We start from the raw sequence: 18,279 nt of genomic DNA, 5'->3' as shown, positions 1-18,279 counted from the left end.
CCGGGGCATGACACCTGTGGTTACTCCATCACCGCATGTTCCGGCCCCGCGGCCTGCTTGCGCAGCGTGGCCTTGGTCGAGCCGATCAGCAAGGCGAGCGGGATGGTGCAGAGGATGAAGATCATCACCAGCATATAGTCGTGTGCGAAGGCGATGATCTGCGCCTGCACGCTGACCATCCTGTCGGCCATGGCGCGGCCGGCGTCGGTGGAGAGATTGATCATGCCGCTGACGCTGGGCATCTGGAGCGCGTGGTTGAACGGGTTGATGTACTCGGACAGGATCGCGTAGGTCCTCCGCGTTCCCTGCGTCAGTTCGGCGATGACGACGGAGATGCCGACCGAGCTCGCGACGTTGCGCATCAGGGTCAGCATCGCGGTGCCGTCGGTGCGCAGCTCGTTCGACAGGGTCAGGAACGCCACCGTCGAGAGCGGCACGAAGACGAGGCCGAAGCCGAAGCCCTGGATGACGCTGACGGTGACGATCTCCGGCACCTGGGTCAGGTCGGTCCACCCGGTCATCTGGAACAGCGAGCCCGCGGTCAGCGTCAGGCCGGTGATGATCAGTGTGCGTGCCTCGAAATAACGCATCATGCGGCCAACCAGCATCATGGCGAAGAAGGTACCGAAGCCGCGGCTCGCCAGCAGCAGGCCGGCGGTGATGATGGGATAGCCGATCACGTTCTGCATGTAGGGCGAGGCCAGCGCCATGGTCGAGAACAGCACGAGCCCCATCACGACCATGAACATGCAGCCGGTGACGAAGTTGCGATCCTTGAACAGCGCGAAGCGGATGAACGGCGTCGACGTCGTGAAGGAGTGCGCGAGGAAGAAGTAGAAGGCGACGGCCGACACAATGAATTCTGCGATGATCTCGCCGGATTCGAGCCAGCCCAATTGCTCGCCGCGGTCAAGCGCGAGCTGAAGCGAGCCGATCGCGATCGCCAGCGCGGCAAAGCCGAACCAGTCGAACTTGAGGCTGATGTCCTTTTTGGTCTCGTCCATGAAGACGATCAGCCCGAGCACGGTGATGGCGCCGAACGGCAGATTGACGAAGAACACCCAGTGCCAGGAATAGGTCTCGGTCAGCCAGGCGCCGAGCGAGGGGCCCATGATCGGGCCCATCATCACGCCCATGCCCCAGATCGACATCGCCTTGGCGCGTTCCTGGAGCGTGTAATAGTCGAGCATGACCGATTGCGACAGCGGCACCAGGGCCGCGCCGAACACGCCTTGCAGCAGACGGAACAGCACCATCTGGTTGATGTCCTGCGCCAAGCCGCACAGCACGGATGCGAAGGTGAAGCCGGCGGCGCAGATGATGAAGATGCGCTTGCGGCCGAAGCGGTTGGCGATCCAGCCGACCGGCGCCGTCATGATCGCGGCGGCGACGATGTAGGAGGTCAAGACCCAGTTGATCTGGTCCTGCGAGGCCGACAGTGAGCCCTGCATGTAGGGCAAGGCGACGTTGGCGATGGTGGTGTCCAGCGCCTGCATGATGGTCGCGGTCATGGCGCAGATCGTCACCATGTTCCTGCGCAGGCCGGGGACCATCAGGCTGGCATTGGGGCCGGACATCGGATCAGTCCTTGTCCTGGTCTTTGTCCTGGTTCGCCGTCGCCGACAATCCGAACAGGCCGGCGAGCGAGCGCTTGTGGCCAGTGTCGATGGTGGCGTAGACGCTCATGCCGGCCTTCAGCTTCCGCACGTATTTGTCGGTCTCGTCGAAATAGATCCTGACAGGCACGCGCTGTACCACCTTGACGAAATTGCCGGTGGCGTTCTGCGGCGGCAGGATCGCGAATTGCGCGCCGGTGCCGGGCGAGAGCGAACCGATCTTGCCCTTGAAGACGTGGTTCGGGAACGCGTCGACCTCGAGGGTCACAGGCTGTCCCTCGGTGACGTGGGTGAGGTCGCTCTCCTTCGGATTGGCGTCGACCCAGGGGTGGGCGACGTCGATGATGGAGAACACCGGCGTGCCGGCGGTGACGTAGCGGCCGAGCTGAATCTGCTCGACCTGCGTCGCAACGCCGCCCATCGATGCCCGCACCACGGCGTGGTCGAGATTGCGCTCGGCATTGTCGAGCTTGGACTTGGCCTGCGCGTAGGGGGGGAATTTCTCCAGCGGAAGGTCGGTGTCGCCGAGCAGCTGCGTCTTGGCCGTCGAGATCTGCTGCTTGACGTATTGCGCGATCGAACCTGATGTGACCAGCGCGTTCGCGGAGTTGTCGAGGTCGAGTTGCGAGCCGTAGCTGTTCTTCACCAGCGCCTGCTTGCGCTCGACGTCGCGCTGCTTGAGGTCGACGCCCTGTTGCGCGAGGTTGAGCATGTCGCCGTAGATCTTGATATTGGCGCGGAGGTTGTCATAGGTCGACTGCGCCTGCATCAGCTGCGCCCTGGCCTCGTCCACCGCGAGGCGGAACGGCACGGGATCGATCTCGAACAGCTCGTCGCCTTGCTTGACGATCTGGCCTTCCCTCACGACGACCTTCTGGATCTTGCCGGAGATGTCGGGCGTCACCAGGACCTTCTGCGCGCCGACATAGGCATCGTCAGTGCCGACGTAGCGGCCGCCGTTCAGATAGAAGGTGAGGCCGCCGACGGCGACGACGAGCGGCAGCACGACCAGGAGCAGGAAGCGGCGATAGCGGCGCAGGCCCGCCACCAGGCGGCGGCGCGGATCGGTGCCGGCTTTCTTGGTGGGCTTGCCGCTGTCGCTCTTCTGCTCGGGCTGGAACTTGAGGACCTGATCAGCCATAGCGCTGCTCCTTACGCGCTTGTTCCGCGCCGGATGTCTGGATCGCGTTACGCACGTTTTCCTTGATGGATTCGAGTTGGGTGAGGAGACGGTGGGCGTCCGCCGGGCTGATGCCGTCGAGTGCGTTCGCCGTGAGTTCCGATTTCAGGCCGCTCATCTTGCCGAGCAGCGCACGGCCGGCCTTCTTGAGATAGAGGCGCTTGACGCGGCGGTCCGAGGCGTCGCTGCGGCGCTCGATCCAGTCGCTGTCGCAGAGCTTGTCGATCAGGCGCGTCAGCGTGATCGGCTGCATCTCCAGCAACTCGGCGAGTTCCGACTGCTTCATGCCCTCGCTGCGCTCGACCTTGGCCAGGACCGCCCATTGCGCGCGGGTGATGCCGAAGCGCGATGCCTCCTTGTCGGCATAGACCCGCAAGAGGCGGTAGAGTTCACCGAGCGTAAACAGGAAGTTCTGGTCGACGGACCCGCGGGTCATAACGTTATCTCCAATGAGCTTGACTATAATAAGCAAGCTTATGATTATTTCGTGGCGGATTAGCGGGACGCTGTCCCGCAGCAAGAGCATGGCTGACAGGCGCATTCCCGGTCGCGCTTTGGGTTCCACGGCCGAAATGCTAGAAGGCAGGCCACATGACCCTCGCAAAGCCGGCATTTCCGACGCCTGACCACGATCACGGCCGCTGCACCGCGGACGCGCTGGCGCACGCCGAGACGGTTTGCGAGGCTCGCGCGCAGAAATTCACGCCGATCCGCCGCCAGGTGCTGGGGGCGCTGCTCTCCAGCCACCGGCCGCTCGGCGCCTATGAGATCATCGACGAATTGGCAAAGTCGATGCCGCGGCCGGCGCCGATCACGGTCTACCGTGCGCTCGATTTCCTGATGGCCAACGGCCTCGTGCACCGCATCGAAAGCCGCAACGCCTACCTCGCCTGCGCCGCCCACGACCACGACGCGACCTCGGCGGTGGCGTTCCTGATCTGCGAGCGCTGCGGCCTGGTCGGCGAGATCCCGTCGGCGTCCTTCGCCAAGGATCTCAATGCCGCCGCGCGAAGCTCAGGCTTCGCACCAAAACTGTCCGTGGTGGAGATTACGGGCGTCTGCGCCCATTGTCAGAAAGCTGCATAAAGCAACAAAGGCGCAAGCCGGTATTCGGGAAGAAATGTCCGCACCACAAGCCATACCGTCCGCCGGTCGCCCCCTCAGTGCCGGCGCCATCGCCGTGATGCTCATGCTGTGCCTGACCTGGGGCTTCAATCAGATCGCGGTGAAGCTGGTGCTGCCGGAGGTGCCGCCGATGCTCCAGGCGATGATCCGCTCGATGGGTGCGTTGCCCGTGCTGTTCATCGTCGGCAGCTTGCGCGGCGTCAAATTCTTCGAGCGCGACGGCACGTGGAAGGCCGGCCTGGTCGCCGGGCTGATGTTCGGCGTCGAGTTCGTGCTGATTTTCCAGGGCCTGCGCCTGACCTCGGCCTCGCGCGCGGTGGTGTTCCTCTACACGGCGCCGTTCTTCGTCGCGCTCGGGTCCTACCAGGTGCTCGGCGAGCGGCTCGGGGGCACCCAATGGCTGGGGCTGGCTGTGAGCTTTGCCGGAGTTGCGCTCGCGATCGGCGTGCCGCAGCCCAATGTGGATTCGCACATCCTGCTCGGCGACCTCCTGATCGTGGCCGGCGCAGGGCTTTGGGCGGCGACCACACTGGTCGCCAAGGGCACCCGGCTGCGCTTCGCGGCGCCGGAAAAGGCACTCGGCTATCAGGTCGCGACCTCGATCCCGATCCTGGGCACCGCCGCCTGGCTGTTTGGGGAGACCATCACCCGGACCCCGTCGCCGCTGTCGCTCAGCCTGATGGCCTTCCAGGCGATCTGGGTGGTTGGAACCACGTTCACGCTTTGGTTCGCGCTGGTGAAGACCTATTCGGCCAGCAAATTGTCGGCTTTTACCTTCATCACCCCTTTGTTTGGCGTGGTGGGTAGCTATTTCATCATGCACGACACCTTGAGCCTGACATTCGGGGCCGCTGCGATCCTTGTAATTGCTGGGCTTTTTCTGGTTAACCGTCCCAGCTCAACGGCTGCGGCGCCGCGCGATGCATTGCTCAACGTCACCAAAACCTGATATTTGGACCCCATGAACAAGCTCGAAAACCCCATTGATTCCGACATCGCGGGCCCGGCGCCCCGGCACCGGACCACCCAGGTCAAGGTCGGCGACGTCGCCGTTGGCGGCGGTGCGCCGATCGTCGTGCAGTCGATGACCAATACCGACACCGCCGACATCGACGGCACCATCGCCCAGGTCGCAGCGCTTGCGCGCGCCGGCTCCGAAATGGTCCGCATCACCGTGGACCGCGAGGAGGCCGCTGCTGCCGTTCCGCATATCCGCGACGGCCTCGCCAAGCGCGGCATCACCACGCCGCTGATCGGCGACTTCCATTATATCGGTCACAAGCTGCTCGCGGCCTATCCGGCCTGCGCCGAGGCGCTCGCGAAATATCGCATCAATCCCGGCAATGTCGGCTTCAAGGACAAGCGCGACACCCAGTTCGCCGACATCATCGAGATCGCGAACAAGAACGGCAAGCCGGTCCGCATCGGCGCCAATTGGGGTTCGCTCGACCAAGAGTTGCTGACCAAGCTGATGGACGAGAACGCCGCGTCCGCCAATCCGCGCGACGTGCGCGCGGTGACGCGCGAGGCCATGGTGCAGTCGGCGCTGCTCTCGGCCGCGCGCGCCGAAGAGCTCGGCATGCCCAAGGATCGCATCATCCTGTCCGCAAAGGTGTCGGCGGTGCAGGATCTGATCGCGGTCTATCAGGATCTCGCGGCGCGTTCCGATTACGCCATCCATCTCGGTCTCACCGAGGCCGGCATGGGCACTAAGGGCATCGTGGCCTCGTCGGCCGCGCTCGGCATCCTGCTTCAGCAGGGCATCGGCGACACCATCCGCATCTCGCTGACGCCGGAGCCCGGCGGCGACCGCACCCGCGAAGTGCAGGTCGGCCAGGAATTGCTGCAGACCATGGGCTTCCGCACCTTCGTGCCGCTGGTTGCGGCGTGCCCCGGCTGCGGCCGCACCACATCGACCACGTTCCAGGAGCTGGCGAGCTCGATCCAGGCGTTCATCCGCGACGAGATGCCGGGCTGGAAGACGAAATATCCGGGCGTCGAAGAGCTCAACGTCGCGGTGATGGGCTGCATCGTCAACGGCCCCGGCGAATCCAAGCACGCCAATATCGGCATCTCGCTGCCGGGCACCGGCGAAGCCCCGGCCGCGCCCGTCTTCGTCGACGGCAAGAAATTCCGCACGCTGCGCGGCCCGACCATCTCCGCCGACTTCAAGGCGCTGGTGATCGACTATATCGACCAGCGCTACGGCCAGGGCGCCAAGGTGCCGGTGACCGCAGCGGAGTAAGCGCCCACTCAACATTGAAATTGTAAGGCGGGTTAGCGCAAGCGTAACCCGCCTTATTTTTTGCGCGACCGTGAAATCCGGGGCGCTGCCCACCGCGGAACGACCGTTCCCGGATTGCGCTTCGCTGCGTCCGGGCTACGATGTCCCCAATCAACAATGATTGGGAGTAACACCCATGAGCTCGCTATCCGGCAAGCAGGGTCCGCGCTATCGCCACACGGCCGAAGACGGCGCGGCTTACGAGACCATCGCGGTCGAAAAGCTCACCCCCATCATCGGCGCGGAAATATCCGGCGTCGACCTCGGCAGCCTCGTCGATGGCGATGCCCGCTCCAACCGGCAGATGGACGAGATCCACCGCGCGCTCGCCGAAAACCTCGTCATCTTCTTCCGCGATCAAAACATCACGCCAAAACAGCATCTCGCGTTCGGCCGCAAGTTCGGCGATCTGCATTTCCATCCCGCAGCACCTCACGAGGACGAAGATCCGGCGCTGATGAAGATCTACGCCGACAAGAACTCGCCGCGGGCGAACGGCGAGGGCTGGCATTCGGACGTGTCCTGCGATCTCGAGCCGCCGATGGGCTCGATCCTCTACATCAAGCAGTGCCCGCCGCGCGGCGGCGACACGCTGTTCGCCAACATGTACGCGGCCTATGAGGCGCTGTCGGATCGGATGAAGGCGTATCTCGACGGGCTGACCGCGCTGCATGACGGCGAGCCGATCTATCGCGGGCTTTACGCCAATTACGGCGTCGCCGATCGTCCGTCCTATCCGAGCGCCGAGCATCCGGTGGTGCGCACGCACCCGGTGACGGGGAGGAAGGCGCTCTACGTCAACCGCGGCTTCACCCGCCACATCAACGGCATCCCGCGCGACGAGAGCGATGCGATGCTCGCCTATCTCTACCAGCACGCCGAGAACCCGCTGTTTCAGTGCCGCTTCCGCTGGACCGAGAACGCCATCGCGTTCTGGGACAACCGCTGCACCCAGCACCGCGCGATGTGGGACTACTGGCCGCACACGCGCTCGGGCACGCGGGTCACGGTGAAGGGGGAGCGGCCGATTTAAACGGCCACCGTCGCCAATCGCTCAGTGACCTGAATCACGGACTTGGGATCGCCCCCGTCGAATGATGTGGGCTCGCGGTGCTGCTTGCAGGGGCTACAACCAGCGATATACTCGCAAAGGGCGCTTTGGGGGGAATTATGCGCTGGGTGGCGGCTACCATTCTTGCGCTCGTTTTTTACGGGTTCGCGGGTCAGGCGCTGGCCGAGAAGCGCGTCGCCCTGGTGATTGGCAATTCGTCGTACCGGAATGTCCCGAGCCTTCCGAATCCCCGGAATGACGCCGCCGAGATTGCCTCCCTGTTCAGATCTGCAGGATTCTCCGCGGTCGATGCTCGCCGTGATCTTGGTATTTCAGACATGCGGCGCGCGATCAGCGATTTCGCCGAGATGGCAAGCGATGCCGACGTGGCCGTCGTCTATTTCGCCGGCCATGGCATCGAGGTCGATGGTGCAAACTACGTCATCCCCGTCGACGCGAAGTTGTCCCGCGATTTCGACATTGAGGATGAAGCCATTTCCCTCGATCGCATTCTGAAATCAATCGAGCCCACCAGGCGGCTTCGCCTCGTCATCCTGGATGCGTGCCGGGACAACCCGTTCTTGAAGACCATGAAGCGAACCATAGCGTCCCGATCGATCGGTCGCGGGTTGGCCAAGGTCGAGCCGGCGATATCCGATACGCTGATTGCCTTCGCGGCCAAGGCCGGATCGGTTGCGCTGGACGGCGATGCCAAAAACAGTCCTTTCACGGCCGCGCTGCTGCACAACATCGCCGCTCCCGGCTTGGACTTGAGGATTGCGTTCGGCCGAGTTCGCGACGAAGTGCTGAAGGTCACCAATCGTCACCAGGAGCCGTTCGTCTACGGATCATTGGGCGGCTCTGTCATCTCGATCGTCGATGCACCGAAACTGCCGCCACCGCCAACGACGGATGACATCGTCTGGAACGCCGTGAAGGATTCGGCTTATCCGGGCGTGTTCGAGGATTTCATCGCGAAGTTTCCGACGACGCCACATCTGAAGGCGGCCGAATCACGGCGTGATGAGCTCAAGCAGGCGCAAGCTGCGGCTGCCGCGCGCATACCCCCGCCGCCGACCGCCGACGAAATCGTCTGGACGGCGATCAGGGATTCGAACTATCCCGCAATCTTCGATGATTTCCTCAGCAAGTTTCCGGCCAGCAAGCATCGCGCCGAGGCGCAATCGCGCGCCGACGAGCTGCAAAAGCAGATCGCCGCCGCTGCCGCCCGCGTTCCACCGCCTCCGACCGCCGACGAGGTCGTCTGGGATGCCATCAAAGGCTCGACGTATCCGGCAATCTTCGATGATTTCGCCAGCAAGTTTCCGGCAAGCCCGCATCTGGCGGACGCCCAGAGGCGCAGGGATGAGCTGAAAAAGCAGATTGCCGCCGCGCAAGCTCCGCCACCTCCCGCCGCCGAGGACATCGTCTGGGCCGCGATCAAGGGATCGCGCGATCCCGCGATCTTCGATGAGTTCGTGAGTAAATACGCGGCGAGCCCGCACATCGCGGCCGCACGACAGCGAGGGGATGACCTGCGGAAGGAGATCGCTGCTGCTCAAGCGCCGCCACCTCCGCCTGCAGATGAGATCGTCTGGAGCGCGATCAAGGAGTCGCACGACCCCGCGATCTTCGAGGAGTATTCCGTCAAATATTCGAACAGTTCGCACCTCTCCGCCGCACTGTCGCGTCGTGACGAGCTGAAGAAGGAACGCGCGGCGACAACGGCACCTCCTCCGCCCCCGCCCGCAACCGACGAGATCGTCTGGAACGCGATAAAGGATGGGCGCTCGCCGGCGATGTTCGAAGAGTTTCTGAGCAAATTTCCCGAAAGCGCGCGCTCCGCAGAGGCGCGCGAACGGTTCAAGGCGTTACAGGCGGTGCAGATGGCCTCCACCAACGCCACGCTTCCGGCTCCAGACACGACCCCGCAGCGCGAAGGACTGACTGCGATCGGCATCAAGGTGTTGTCCGATTCGGAAGAGGCGGCTCTGAAGCAGAAGGCCAGCTTCAAGGAATGTGAAAAGTGTCCGGAGATGGTTGTGGTCCCGCCGGGCGCGTTCATGATGGGGACGTCGGAGAGTGCATCGAAACGCACCGCGGAATCGTCTCGCCACAAGGTGACGTTCGCCCATTCATTCGCGGTTGGCCGTTACGCTGTCACGTTTGCGGAATGGGACGCCTGCGTCGCCGATGGGGGATGCAATGGGTACAAGCCCTGGGACAACGGTTGGGGCCGCGGGAGACGACCGGCGATCAACATTTCCTGGTCGGATGCCAAGAGCTATGCAGCCTGGTTGTCGGCCCGCACCGGCAAGACGTACCGCCTCCTGAGCGAAGCCGAGCGGGAATATGTGACGCGCGCGGGAACGACGTCATCGTTCTGGTGGGGAGTCTCCGTGTCTCGGGGCCAGGCCAACTACGATGACAGGGCCAGCCAGGACAAGAATGCAAAGGGTGCCTCCGGGCAAAAGACGGCTCCTGTCGATTCCTTCCAGCCGAATCCGTGGGGCCTCTATCAGGTGCACGGCAATATCTGGGAATGGGTCGAGGATTGCGTCAACGACACTTATGAGGGCGCGCCTGTGGACGGGAGTCCTTGGCTGAAAGGCCGATGCGAGCAGCGTGTCCTCAGGGGAGGCTCCTGGGTCAGCAAGGCGGATGCAGTCGAAGCGGGGAGCCGTTACGGCGTGCAGTCCGAAGGACGCGTGAGCAACGTTGGATTTCGAGTCGCGAGAACCTTGAGATAGCCGGGCACGAGTGCATCGGCCTCGCCAGCCGGAACAATCCCATACAATAACTCTAAGATTTTTTCATTGGAGACTTATGAAATGACAACCTACCCGGTACGCCTACCGTCGGCCCTCTTGATCAAAATCACCGCGGGGCTCGTCCTGTTCTTCGGAATCCTCTGTGGCGCACATGCGGGCGGGGGGAACACGTCGCTCGTCGTGAAATCGGGCGAGGCAAAGGAAATCTGCAAATGCGGCGGACACTGGCGCGTCGACAGCAGTGGCAAGGTCTGGCCCGTCAGCATTGAAGTCGTGACTCCGCCGAAGAGCGGTGCCGTGACGACGCGAGCGAGCACCGGGCAACGCAAATTGAGAAGCGGAGAGGCCAAGACCGTGCGGCTGACCAGCGTGGTGTACCAATCCAAGAAGGGTTATGTCGGTGAAGACTCCTTCACGTATCGGCGCGTGACGGCGGACCCTACCGACCCGGATAATGGCAAGGTATACACAGTCGCCGTCACCGTCAGGTAATTGCGATGGGGGCGGATAGGAGCCCTAAGATCTGCCCCCTTCGGCCTGCGATAAAGGCGGCGATTACGCTGCGCCAACCCACTTCACGAAGCCGTGCTTGCGTTGACGTCTTCCCGCGTCCGCGCCAATCTTCCCGAAAATCAAATCGGGAGGATCCGCCATGCTCCGCGCCGAGGACAACAAGTTCCTGACCGAGTCCGGCTTGGGGACGGGAATGGGCGAGTTGTTGCGATCGTCGTGCAGCGCTTCGGCGACGTCGCCGACTTCGTCGGGAGGCCGCGGATCGCGGCAGCGGAGTAGGACTTGTCGTTAGGACGAGGCATCGTCACAATTCTCCTCGTGTCGCTGGTCGCAATGTTGCTTCCGTCGATCGACGCGGGCCGTGCTGCCCCGGCCCGAAAGGTTGCGAAAGCCAGACCTAAGCCGTCGCCCGCACCGGAGAAATGCGAGCCGCGAAAATTTCGGATCGTCGTCGACGTCGGGCACACCCCGGACTCCTACGGCGCGTTGAGCGCGCGCAATGATCCGGAGTTCGGCTTCAACTTCCGGCTCGCAAGGCTGGTCACGGCAAAACTCAAATCCGAAGGCTTTACCGCAACCCGGCTGCTCGTCACGGACGGCAAGGCGCGGCCGAGCCTGTTCAAGCGCGTCAGTGCCGCGAATGACGGCCGGGCCGATCTCGTGCTGTCGATCCATCACGACTCAGTGCCGGACAAGCTGCTCGAGACCTGGGAATTCGACGGCGCAAAGAGCTATTTTAGCGACCGTTTTTCGGGTCACTCGCTGTTCGTGTCCGAGCGCAATCCACACTTCACCAGCAGCCTGAAGCTGGCCCGGATGATCGGCAGGCAGTTGAAGGAGCAGGGGCTGCACTATGCCAGCCAATACACCCTGCCGGTGATGGGCCGCTACCGACGCCAGCTGCTCGACAAGGATGTCGGCGTCTACCGCTATGACGGGCTCGTCGTGCTGTCGCGAGCGAGAAGCGCGGCCGTGCTGCTCGAGGCCGGCTCGATCATCAACCGCGACGAGGAGATGGAGATGAACTCGTCGGAGCGGCAGGAGATGATTGCGGGCGCCGTTGCGGCGGGGGTCGGGGAATTTTGCGAGAGGCGATAGTTGGTGCTGCCGTCATTGCGAGCGAAGCGAAGCAATCCAGAGTCTTTCCACGGCAGCAGTCCGGATTGCTTCGCTTCGCTCGCAATGACGAAAAGGCTACAACGGCACCCCCCGATACTCCCTGTTCGCAAGGCTTGCCTCTTCCAGGTCCAGGTCGCGCTCGATCCGGCGCCGCGTCTCGTCGGTGATCTGGCCGTCGCGCAGGAGGTCGTGGATGAACTTTCGCTCGGCGACGATCAGGTCGCGGGTCAGGGCGGTGCCGGCGGCGGAGACGTCGTGATGGTTGGGGTCGAGTGAATCCGGAAGCTGGTTGACACGAATCTCGTGACGCGCGCGCAGGAGCCGCATCACCTCGTCCGACACATCCTTTTCCTCGGTCATTGCGTCGAGCGACTTCAGCGCCGCCTCGAGCGCCTGGCGGCGTGCCGAGATCTCGGCCTCGTGCTCGGCGACATGCTCGTTGCGGCCGGCCTCGGCGACACCGAGCCAGCGCACCACCGGCGGCAGCGTCAGGCCGACGCCGATCAGCGTCACGAAGATGACTCCGAAGGCGACGAACAGGATCAGGTCGCGATACGGGAAGGCCTCGCCGCCCGGCAACGTGAACGGCAGCGCCAGCGCGGCCGCCAGCGACACCGCGCCGCGCACGCCGGTGAAGGCGAGCACGAACGGCCATTGCCATGGCGGCGATGGGTCGCGCTTGCGCAGGCTCTTGCTCAATATCCGCGGCAGATAGATCGCAGGATACAGCCAGACGAAGCGTGCGATGACGATGACCGTCAAAACCACCGCGGTCGCGATCATGATATCGTCGAGCGGAAACGCCTTCGACTTCTCGTAGAGTGCCCGCATCTGGAATCCGGTGAGCAGGAACAGCAGGCCCTCGATCAGATAGATGATGAGATCCCAGAAGAAGATGCCTTGCAGGCGGGTCGACGCCGAGATCAGCAGCGGCCCGTTCCAGCTCACATAGAGGCCGCAGGCCACGGTCGCGATCACGCCGGAGCCGCCGAGATGCTCGGGCAGCCAGTAGGACACGTAGGGCGTGATCAGCGACAGCGTCAGCTCGACCTGCGGATCCCTGGACCATTTGCGGAAGCGAAGGGAGAGCCAGCCAATGCCGATGCCAAAGGCGATCTCGCTGGCGACGATGAGGACAAACTCGCCGGCCGCCAGCGGCAGTGAGAAATGGCCGACCATGATGGCCGCAAGCGCGAAGCGGTAGAGGATCAGGGCGGTCGCGTCGTTCGCGAGTCCCTCGCCCTCGAGGATGACCAGGAGCCGGCGCGGTATGTTCAGACGGCGCGCGATCGCGAGCGGCGCCACCACGTCGGGCGGCGCGACGATGGCGCCCAGCAGGAATCCGATGGTCCAGGGCAGGCCGATCACATAATGCGTGGCAGTAGCTACCAGCGCCGCGGTGAAGATCACCGCGCCGACCGCGAGCAGCACGATCGGCCGCAGATTGTTCCTGAACTCGCGCCAGCTCATGGCGACGCTCGCCGAGTAGATCAGCGGCGGCAGCACCATCAGCAGCACCAGTTCCGGTGGCAGTTCCACCGGCGGCATGCCCGGCACGAAGGCGAGGCCGACGCCTGAGAGCATCAGGAGAATGGCGGGCGCGATGTTGAAGCGGCGGGCGACCAGCGCGGTGCCGGCCAGCACCGTGAGCAGGATGAGAAAGGTCTGAAATTTCGCTGCGATCATGGCCTGTCTTGGCCCGGAAGCGGCCAAAAGGTCAATGCGTCGCGGCTCACGCCAGCCGTTCGGCCACCATGCGTCCGACGCGCGCGAACACGGCTTCGATCTGCGCGGCGTTGGGCCTGCCGCCCTGGGTGTAGGCCGCGATCAGGATTGGTACATCTGGCTTACTGTCGAGCTTGGGCCAGACGACCGCGATATCGCCCGACGCATCCTTGCCGTTGTTGCCGGTCTTGTCGCCGATCTTCCAGCCTGCCGGCAGGCCGCCGCGCAGCCGGTTGGCGCCGGTCTTGCAGCCCACAATCCATTCGGTGAGCTGGGTCCGCGAGGCCGGCGACAATGCTTCGCCGACCACCAGCCGCTTCAGATTGCCGGCCATCGCCGCCGGCGTCGTGGTGTCCCGGGGATCGCCGGGCGGTGAGCGGTTGAGCTCGGGCTCGTTGTGGTCGAGCCGCGAGGTGGTGTCGCCGAGCGATCGCCAGAAGGCCGTGAGCGCGGCGGGGCCGCCGATCCGCGCCAAGAGCAGGTTGGCGCAGGTGTTGTCGCTGAGCTCGACAATCGCCTTGCACATGTCGGTGACCGACATCGCGCCGGCGGCGAGATTTTGTTTGGCGACAGGTGCGTAGTCGAGCAGGTCGGCCTTGCCGTAGGGGATCATGGCCGCAAGCTGCTCCTCGCCGCGATCGGCCCGCGCCAGCACGCAGGCCGCGAGCGAAGCCTTGAACGTCGAGCACATGACGAAGCGCTCGTCGGCGCGCCATGCGAGCTTCGCACCAGTCGCGAGGTTCTCGGCATAGACCCCGATCCGCCCGCCGGTTTCGCGCTCGTAGGATTCGAGCTCGGGTGGCGCGTCTGTGGCGAGCGCGGGAGAGGCGGCGATCCAGGCGAGCGAGGCGAGCAGGGAGCGGCGGTCGAGAGGCATAAGGGACTTTCAGACATCGTCATTGCGAGCGCAGCGAAGCAATCCAGAATCTTTCCGCGGAGACAGACTGGATTGCTTCGCTGCGCTCGCAATGACGGAGAATGCGGGGCGAGTGTGCCGGATTTCGGGCAGTGCGAGGGTGCCCTCACTCCCTCAGGTCATACCGGTACGATTTCGACACGATCTGCCAGCCGTCGGCGAGCTTCATCGCCACCAGGTAGTCCGTGAAAAAGCGCGGCGGCAGCTGGCACCTGACCTTGATGAAGGCGGTCTTGTCATCCGAGCGGTCCATGGTGACGATGAAATCCTCGCGCGGCTTGCCTTCGGCCTTGCCGGAAGGGCGCTTGCGGACGCGGTCGAGCCAGTCGGGGACGGTCAGCACCTGAAGCTCGCCCTTCTCGACCCAGCGCAAATCGGCGGAGGGATGGAAGATGGCGCCGAGTTTTTCGGCATCGCCTTCGTAAAGTCCGTCGAAATAGGATTGCACGACGGCTTCGACGCTCGAACGGTTCTGGCTCATGGGTCACCCCTTTGAATGATGGCTCGGGGCGAACTTAGTCGTACGCATCAAAATGCGCTATGGGTGTCTGCGTCAATTGCGCGAGGACGCTGGAATGACCGGATCAGAAAATTCGAACGCTCGTATCCTCACCGGCGAATGCTATTGCCGTGCGGTGCGCTACGAGGTCGCGGACGCGTTCTCTTACGCGCTGAACTGCCACTGTTCGAACTGCCGCCGCACCACCGGCTCCGCCTTCAAGCCGTTCGCCGGGATCGTGCAGGACAAGCTCCGCATCGTCCGTGGCGAGGACCAGCGCCTGATCTATGGCGACGACACAACCCACGACGCGCACTGCGCCCGCTGCGGCTCGTTGCTTTATTCCCGGGTGCGCGAGGGAAAATGGGTCCATGTCGCCATGGGAACCCTGGTTGACGCCCCCTCGATTCGGCCGAGCGCCCACATCTTCGTGGGCTCGAAAGCGCCCTGGCATGAGATCACGGACGAGCTGCCGCAATACCGGGGACACATCGGGGGTGACTGAGCGCATACTTGGCCTGCGCCAGCGAACCGCTATCGCTCCGGCGAGACTAAAGAGTTCCTTGGCAGTTTGCCGGCATCGTCTTCGTGATCTCCATCACAAATGCGATGGCGGATTCTGCTAAGGCAATCCCCAAAGGGCGACCGAATTGCTCCCGATCTCTGGAAGTTCTGTCATGCGTAGCCTGCTCGGACTTTGTCCGCTTTTTCTGGCTCTCTTGTTCGGCGCTGCGCCCGCTCTCGCCGGAAAGCGCGTGGCGCTGGTCCTTGCCAACTCGTCGTATCAGTACGCGCCGTCGCTCGCGAACCCCGTCAATGACGGTGCAGTGATGGCCAAGACGCTGAAGGACGCCAGCTTCGAAATTGTGGAGTCCCGGCATGATCTGTCCGCGTTGGAGACGCGGCGCGTGCTGCGCGATTTTGCCGATGCGACGCGCGATGCCGACATCGCCGTGATCTACTATGCCGGCCACGGCATCGAGGTCGAAGGCTCGAACTATCTGATCCCTGTTGACGCCAAGCTCGAACGCGACACCGATGTCTACGACCAGGGGCTGTCGCTCGACCGCGTCCTGGTCACGGTCGAGCCCGCCAAGCAGCTTCGCCTGGTGATCCTCGACGCCTGCCGCGATAATCCGTTCGGCAAGACCATGAAGCGCACGGTTGTCTCGCGCGGCATCGGCCGCGGCTTGGCCCAGGTCGAGCCGAACAGCCCCAACACGCTGATCGCGTATTCGGCCAAGGCCGGCTTCACGGCGCAGGACGGCGACGGCGCCAACAGCCCCTTTACTATGGCACTGTCGAAGCATCTGACGACGCCGGGCCTCGACGTCCGCCGCGCCTTCGGCTTCGTGCGCGACGACGTGCTCAAATCGACCGGCAACAAGCAGGAGCCGTTCGTGTACGGCTCGCTCGGCGGCGAGGACGTGCCGCTGGTGCCGGTTAAGGTGGTCGCGGCCGCTCCGGTGGCGCCGGTGGCGAACCCGCAGGCGGCCGATATCCGCCGCGACTACGAGCTCGCGCTCCAGGTTGGCAACAGGCCGGCCTGGGAGGCATTCCTGGCCCAGCATCCTGACGGCTTCTATGCGAATCTCGCCAAGCTTCAGGTCGACAAAATCGGTGCCGAGCAGGCCCATGCGGCGGCCACCGAGAAGGCGAAGCAGGCCGAGGCCGAACGCGATCGTCTTGCCGCCCTCGGCGCGCAGAAGGATGCGCAGGCCAAGGCCGCGGCTGATGCGAAGGCCGCCGAGCAGGCGCAGCTCGCCGCGCAGAAGGCCAAGGAGCAGGTGCAGCAGCAGGCAGCCGCGGCCGAGCAGCAGCGCGTCAACCTCGCCGCCGCGGCGCCAGGTGCTGCACCCGCCAGCACGGCGAGCCCCGCCGGCACCAGCGTCGCTTCACTGACGTCGACGACCACGCCGGTCGACCTCAGCCGCTTGGTGCAGACCGAGCTCGGCCGCGTCGGCTGTTTCTCCGGGCAGGCCGATGGCAACTGGAATACAACTTCGCGGCGCTCGCTGTCGCAGTTCAACCGTTACGCCGGCACCAGGCTCGACGTGAAAGTGGCGAGCACCGATGCGCTCGATACCGTCAAGTCAAAGCCGTCGCGCGTCTGCCCGCTGGTCTGCGAGCACGGCTTCAAGGCCGACGGCGACACGTGCACGAAGATCGTTTGCCGTGAGGGCTATGCGATCAACGACGACAATGCGTGCGAGAAGCAGCACATCGCCAAGCCTGCGACGGCCAAGCGCGCAACCGCCAAGCGCGACGACGGCGATGAGCGTCCCGCACGGCAGCGCCGTCAGGCCGGTGGCGCGGCGGGCGGCGATGGTGCCGCAGCGGGCATTGCGGCTGCCGCGAGCGCCGGCCGCGCCTCGGGTGGCGGGCAGATTTTCTGCAATGGCGGCAGCTGCCGTCCGGTCAACCGCGGCTGTCATCTCGAATATCGCGGCGGCGGCGGCCCCGGCAACGACGCCAATGCCGAGGTGTGCAACTAGGACCGCGCCATCGACGCCGTCGTCTCGGCACTTGCCGGGATGACGTCAGTTCGAGATCGCGCTTGCCGCGATGTTCACTGTCAGCGCCAGCAGCGCCGTGTTGTAGATGAACGACACGATGCCATGCGCGGTCGCGGTGCGGCGGATGGTCTTGTCGGTGATGCCGACGTCGGAGACCTGCGCGGTCATGCCGATCACGAACGAGAAATAGACGAAGTCCCAATAATCGGCGTGATCTTCCTTATCGCCGCTCGGAAATTGCAATCCGCCCGGCGGGTGCCGGTAATAATCATGGGCGTAATGCAGCGCGAAGGTCGTGTGCACGGCGGCCCATGACAGCGCGATGGTGGCGATCGCGATGGTCAACTCCCACGCCCCGCGATGCGGCGTGCCGAGCTCAGACATGATCGCTGCGATGCTGGCGAAGGCGCCGATCGCCGTCACCAGCAGGATCACGAAGCGGCCGTCGTCCTGCATTGCGGCACTGCGGCGGATGTGCTGCTGGTCGTTGCACAGCATCATCGCGTAGACCAGCACGAGATAAACCGCGATCAACGCATCCCAGCCGAACAGCAGCCGCGTCACCAGCCGGTGCGATCCCGGCAGCAGCAAGCAGACCAGGATGCCGGCAGCGAGTGCGATAAAGGTGCGCGGCCGCGCGTAAATCAGCCGCATCGGCCGCGACATCTTGCGGAAGCGGACGAGGACGGGATCGTCTTTGTCGGTGGCCATGATGGCTCCAGCCCTCTCGCTCAACTCTCGTTGTCGCCGCAGCGGCGGCCTGCTCCCTCGCCCCGCTTGTGGGGAAAGGGTCGGGGTGAGGGGGCGCCTCCGCAAGGACGGTGAGAGCTGGATTCGCGGAGGCTCCCCCTCACCCGATATTCAAGCTGCGCCTGAATATCGACCTCTCCCCGCAAGCGGGGCGAGGTGAAGATCGTGCACTACATCAGTTCTTCCGCTCGGCGACGAAGCGCGCGGCGGCTTG

At 64.2% G+C, this 18,279-nt stretch carries 16 protein-coding genes; 9 read left to right on the top strand and 7 right to left on the bottom strand.

The features are described 5' to 3' along the window. Positions 1-20: 20 nt before the first annotated feature. From AC0L3X_RS16215 to AC0L3X_RS16205, 3 genes are read right to left on the bottom strand one after another with little or no spacing between them, the layout of a single operon-like run. Positions 21-1,577: an MDR family MFS transporter gene (locus AC0L3X_RS16215; RefSeq protein WP_063980032.1), complete on the bottom strand. Its 1,557-nt coding sequence runs from the start codon at positions 1,575-1,577 to the stop codon at positions 21-23. Positions 1,578-1,581: 4 nt separating this feature from the next. After that, positions 1,582-2,757, bottom strand: coding sequence for an HlyD family secretion protein (locus tag AC0L3X_RS16210; RefSeq protein WP_063980031.1), 1,176 nt, complete (start codon positions 2,755-2,757; stop codon positions 1,582-1,584). Beyond that, the gene (locus tag AC0L3X_RS16205) at positions 2,750-3,232 is read right to left on the bottom strand and encodes a MarR family winged helix-turn-helix transcriptional regulator (protein ID WP_014491125.1); all 483 of its coding nucleotides are present in this window, start codon (positions 3,230-3,232) and stop codon (positions 2,750-2,752) included. Before AC0L3X_RS16205 ends, AC0L3X_RS16210 begins: the two co-directional genes overlap by 8 nt. Before the next feature lie 155 nt (positions 3,233-3,387). On the opposite strand from AC0L3X_RS16205, the gene AC0L3X_RS16200 reads away from it, so the two are divergent. From AC0L3X_RS16200 to AC0L3X_RS16170, 7 genes are all read left to right on the top strand, one after another. After that, on the top strand, positions 3,388-3,882 hold the full coding sequence (locus AC0L3X_RS16200; RefSeq protein ID WP_038943833.1) for a Fur family transcriptional regulator: 495 nt from the start codon (positions 3,388-3,390) through the stop codon (positions 3,880-3,882). A 34-nt stretch (positions 3,883-3,916) separates the two neighbouring features. After that, positions 3,917-4,870 carry a DMT family transporter gene (locus tag AC0L3X_RS16195; protein WP_063980030.1) on the top strand — a complete coding sequence of 318 codons (954 nt, stop codon included), beginning with the start codon at positions 3,917-3,919 and terminating at the stop codon, positions 4,868-4,870. Positions 4,871-4,882: 12 nt separating this feature from the next. Continuing rightward, positions 4,883-6,166: a flavodoxin-dependent (E)-4-hydroxy-3-methylbut-2-enyl-diphosphate synthase gene (gene ispG, locus AC0L3X_RS16190; RefSeq protein WP_063980029.1), complete on the top strand. Its 1,284-nt coding sequence runs from the start codon at positions 4,883-4,885 to the stop codon at positions 6,164-6,166. A gap of 175 nt (positions 6,167-6,341) precedes the next feature. After that, positions 6,342-7,238, top strand: a complete 897-nt coding sequence (locus AC0L3X_RS16185; RefSeq protein WP_063980028.1) for a TauD/TfdA dioxygenase family protein — start codon at positions 6,342-6,344, stop codon at positions 7,236-7,238. A 137-nt stretch (positions 7,239-7,375) separates the two neighbouring features. Further along, positions 7,376-10,006 (top strand): SUMF1/EgtB/PvdO family nonheme iron enzyme, encoded by a 2,631-nt coding sequence (locus tag AC0L3X_RS16180; RefSeq protein ID WP_354131706.1) that lies wholly within the window; start codon positions 7,376-7,378, stop codon positions 10,004-10,006. An 81-nt stretch (positions 10,007-10,087) separates the two neighbouring features. Continuing rightward, positions 10,088-10,519 (top strand): hypothetical protein, encoded by a 432-nt coding sequence (locus AC0L3X_RS16175; RefSeq protein ID WP_063980026.1) that lies wholly within the window; start codon positions 10,088-10,090, stop codon positions 10,517-10,519. 354 nt (positions 10,520-10,873) lie between these two features. Continuing rightward, positions 10,874-11,638, top strand: coding sequence for an N-acetylmuramoyl-L-alanine amidase (locus AC0L3X_RS16170; RefSeq protein ID WP_414643557.1), 765 nt, complete (start codon positions 10,874-10,876; stop codon positions 11,636-11,638). A gap of 96 nt (positions 11,639-11,734) precedes the next feature. Here the strand turns inward: AC0L3X_RS16170 and AC0L3X_RS16165 are convergent, their stop codons facing one another. The 3 genes from AC0L3X_RS16165 to AC0L3X_RS16155 form a co-directional block, all read right to left on the bottom strand. Further along, a complete protein-coding gene (locus tag AC0L3X_RS16165) occupies positions 11,735-13,345 on the bottom strand; it encodes a Na+/H+ antiporter (protein ID WP_231143716.1) in 1,611 nt (536 codons plus the stop codon). Positions 13,346-13,391: 46 nt separating this feature from the next. Then, positions 13,392-14,261: a class A beta-lactamase gene (bla, locus tag AC0L3X_RS16160; protein ID WP_063980024.1), complete on the bottom strand. Its 870-nt coding sequence runs from the start codon at positions 14,259-14,261 to the stop codon at positions 13,392-13,394. Positions 14,262-14,406: 145 nt separating this feature from the next. Next, on the bottom strand, positions 14,407-14,781 hold the full coding sequence (locus tag AC0L3X_RS16155) for a nuclear transport factor 2 family protein (RefSeq protein ID WP_231143715.1): 375 nt from the start codon (positions 14,779-14,781) through the stop codon (positions 14,407-14,409). 94 nt (positions 14,782-14,875) lie between these two features. Between AC0L3X_RS16155 and AC0L3X_RS16150 the strand changes: the two genes are divergently transcribed. Next, on the top strand, positions 14,876-15,304 hold the full coding sequence (locus AC0L3X_RS16150; RefSeq protein WP_063980022.1) for a GFA family protein: 429 nt from the start codon (positions 14,876-14,878) through the stop codon (positions 15,302-15,304). Positions 15,305-15,476: 172 nt separating this feature from the next. Then, positions 15,477-17,294 (top strand): caspase family protein, encoded by a 1,818-nt coding sequence (locus tag AC0L3X_RS16145; RefSeq protein ID WP_063980021.1) that lies wholly within the window; start codon positions 15,477-15,479, stop codon positions 17,292-17,294. A 45-nt stretch (positions 17,295-17,339) separates the two neighbouring features. On the opposite strand, the gene AC0L3X_RS16140 is transcribed toward AC0L3X_RS16145, so the two are convergent. After that, a complete protein-coding gene (locus AC0L3X_RS16140; protein ID WP_063980020.1) occupies positions 17,340-18,026 on the bottom strand; it encodes a DUF1345 domain-containing protein in 687 nt (228 codons plus the stop codon). Between the last annotated feature and the right edge of the window lie 253 nt (positions 18,027-18,279).

It is taken from the genome of Bradyrhizobium sp. MI1.7 (genome assembly GCF_055811795.1).
This window is presented reverse-complemented; position numbering and strand designations above follow the sequence as displayed.

What these genes read in the sequence shown, in the direction of transcription:
- AC0L3X_RS16155 (WP_231143715.1), bottom strand. Translation starts at nt 14,781, where the DNA reads ATGAGCCAGAACCGTTCGAGCGTCGAAGCCGTCGTGCAATCCTATTTC.
- AC0L3X_RS16205 (WP_014491125.1), bottom strand. Translation starts at nt 3,232, where the DNA reads ATGACCCGCGGGTCCGTCGACCAGAACTTCCTGTTTACGCTCGGTGAA.
- ispG (WP_063980029.1), top strand. Translation starts at nt 4,883, where the DNA reads ATGAACAAGCTCGAAAACCCCATTGATTCCGACATCGCGGGCCCGGCG.
- AC0L3X_RS16195 (WP_063980030.1), top strand. Translation starts at nt 3,917, where the DNA reads ATGTCCGCACCACAAGCCATACCGTCCGCCGGTCGCCCCCTCAGTGCC.
- AC0L3X_RS16140 (WP_063980020.1), bottom strand. Translation starts at nt 18,026, where the DNA reads ATGGCCACCGACAAAGACGATCCCGTCCTCGTCCGCTTCCGCAAGATG.
- AC0L3X_RS16175 (WP_063980026.1), top strand. Translation starts at nt 10,088, where the DNA reads ATGACAACCTACCCGGTACGCCTACCGTCGGCCCTCTTGATCAAAATC.
- AC0L3X_RS16150 (WP_063980022.1), top strand. Translation starts at nt 14,876, where the DNA reads ATGACCGGATCAGAAAATTCGAACGCTCGTATCCTCACCGGCGAATGC.
- bla (WP_063980024.1), bottom strand. Translation starts at nt 14,261, where the DNA reads ATGCCTCTCGACCGCCGCTCCCTGCTCGCCTCGCTCGCCTGGATCGCC.
- AC0L3X_RS16145 (WP_063980021.1), top strand. Translation starts at nt 15,477, where the DNA reads ATGCGTAGCCTGCTCGGACTTTGTCCGCTTTTTCTGGCTCTCTTGTTC.
- AC0L3X_RS16180 (WP_354131706.1), top strand. Translation starts at nt 7,376, where the DNA reads ATGCGCTGGGTGGCGGCTACCATTCTTGCGCTCGTTTTTTACGGGTTC.
- AC0L3X_RS16165 (WP_231143716.1), bottom strand. Translation starts at nt 13,345, where the DNA reads ATGATCGCAGCGAAATTTCAGACCTTTCTCATCCTGCTCACGGTGCTG.
- AC0L3X_RS16170 (WP_414643557.1), top strand. Translation starts at nt 10,874, where the DNA reads ATGTTGCTTCCGTCGATCGACGCGGGCCGTGCTGCCCCGGCCCGAAAG.
- AC0L3X_RS16185 (WP_063980028.1), top strand. Translation starts at nt 6,342, where the DNA reads ATGAGCTCGCTATCCGGCAAGCAGGGTCCGCGCTATCGCCACACGGCC.
- AC0L3X_RS16200 (WP_038943833.1), top strand. Translation starts at nt 3,388, where the DNA reads ATGACCCTCGCAAAGCCGGCATTTCCGACGCCTGACCACGATCACGGC.
- AC0L3X_RS16215 (WP_063980032.1), bottom strand. Translation starts at nt 1,577, where the DNA reads ATGTCCGGCCCCAATGCCAGCCTGATGGTCCCCGGCCTGCGCAGGAAC.
- AC0L3X_RS16210 (WP_063980031.1), bottom strand. Translation starts at nt 2,757, where the DNA reads ATGGCTGATCAGGTCCTCAAGTTCCAGCCCGAGCAGAAGAGCGACAGC.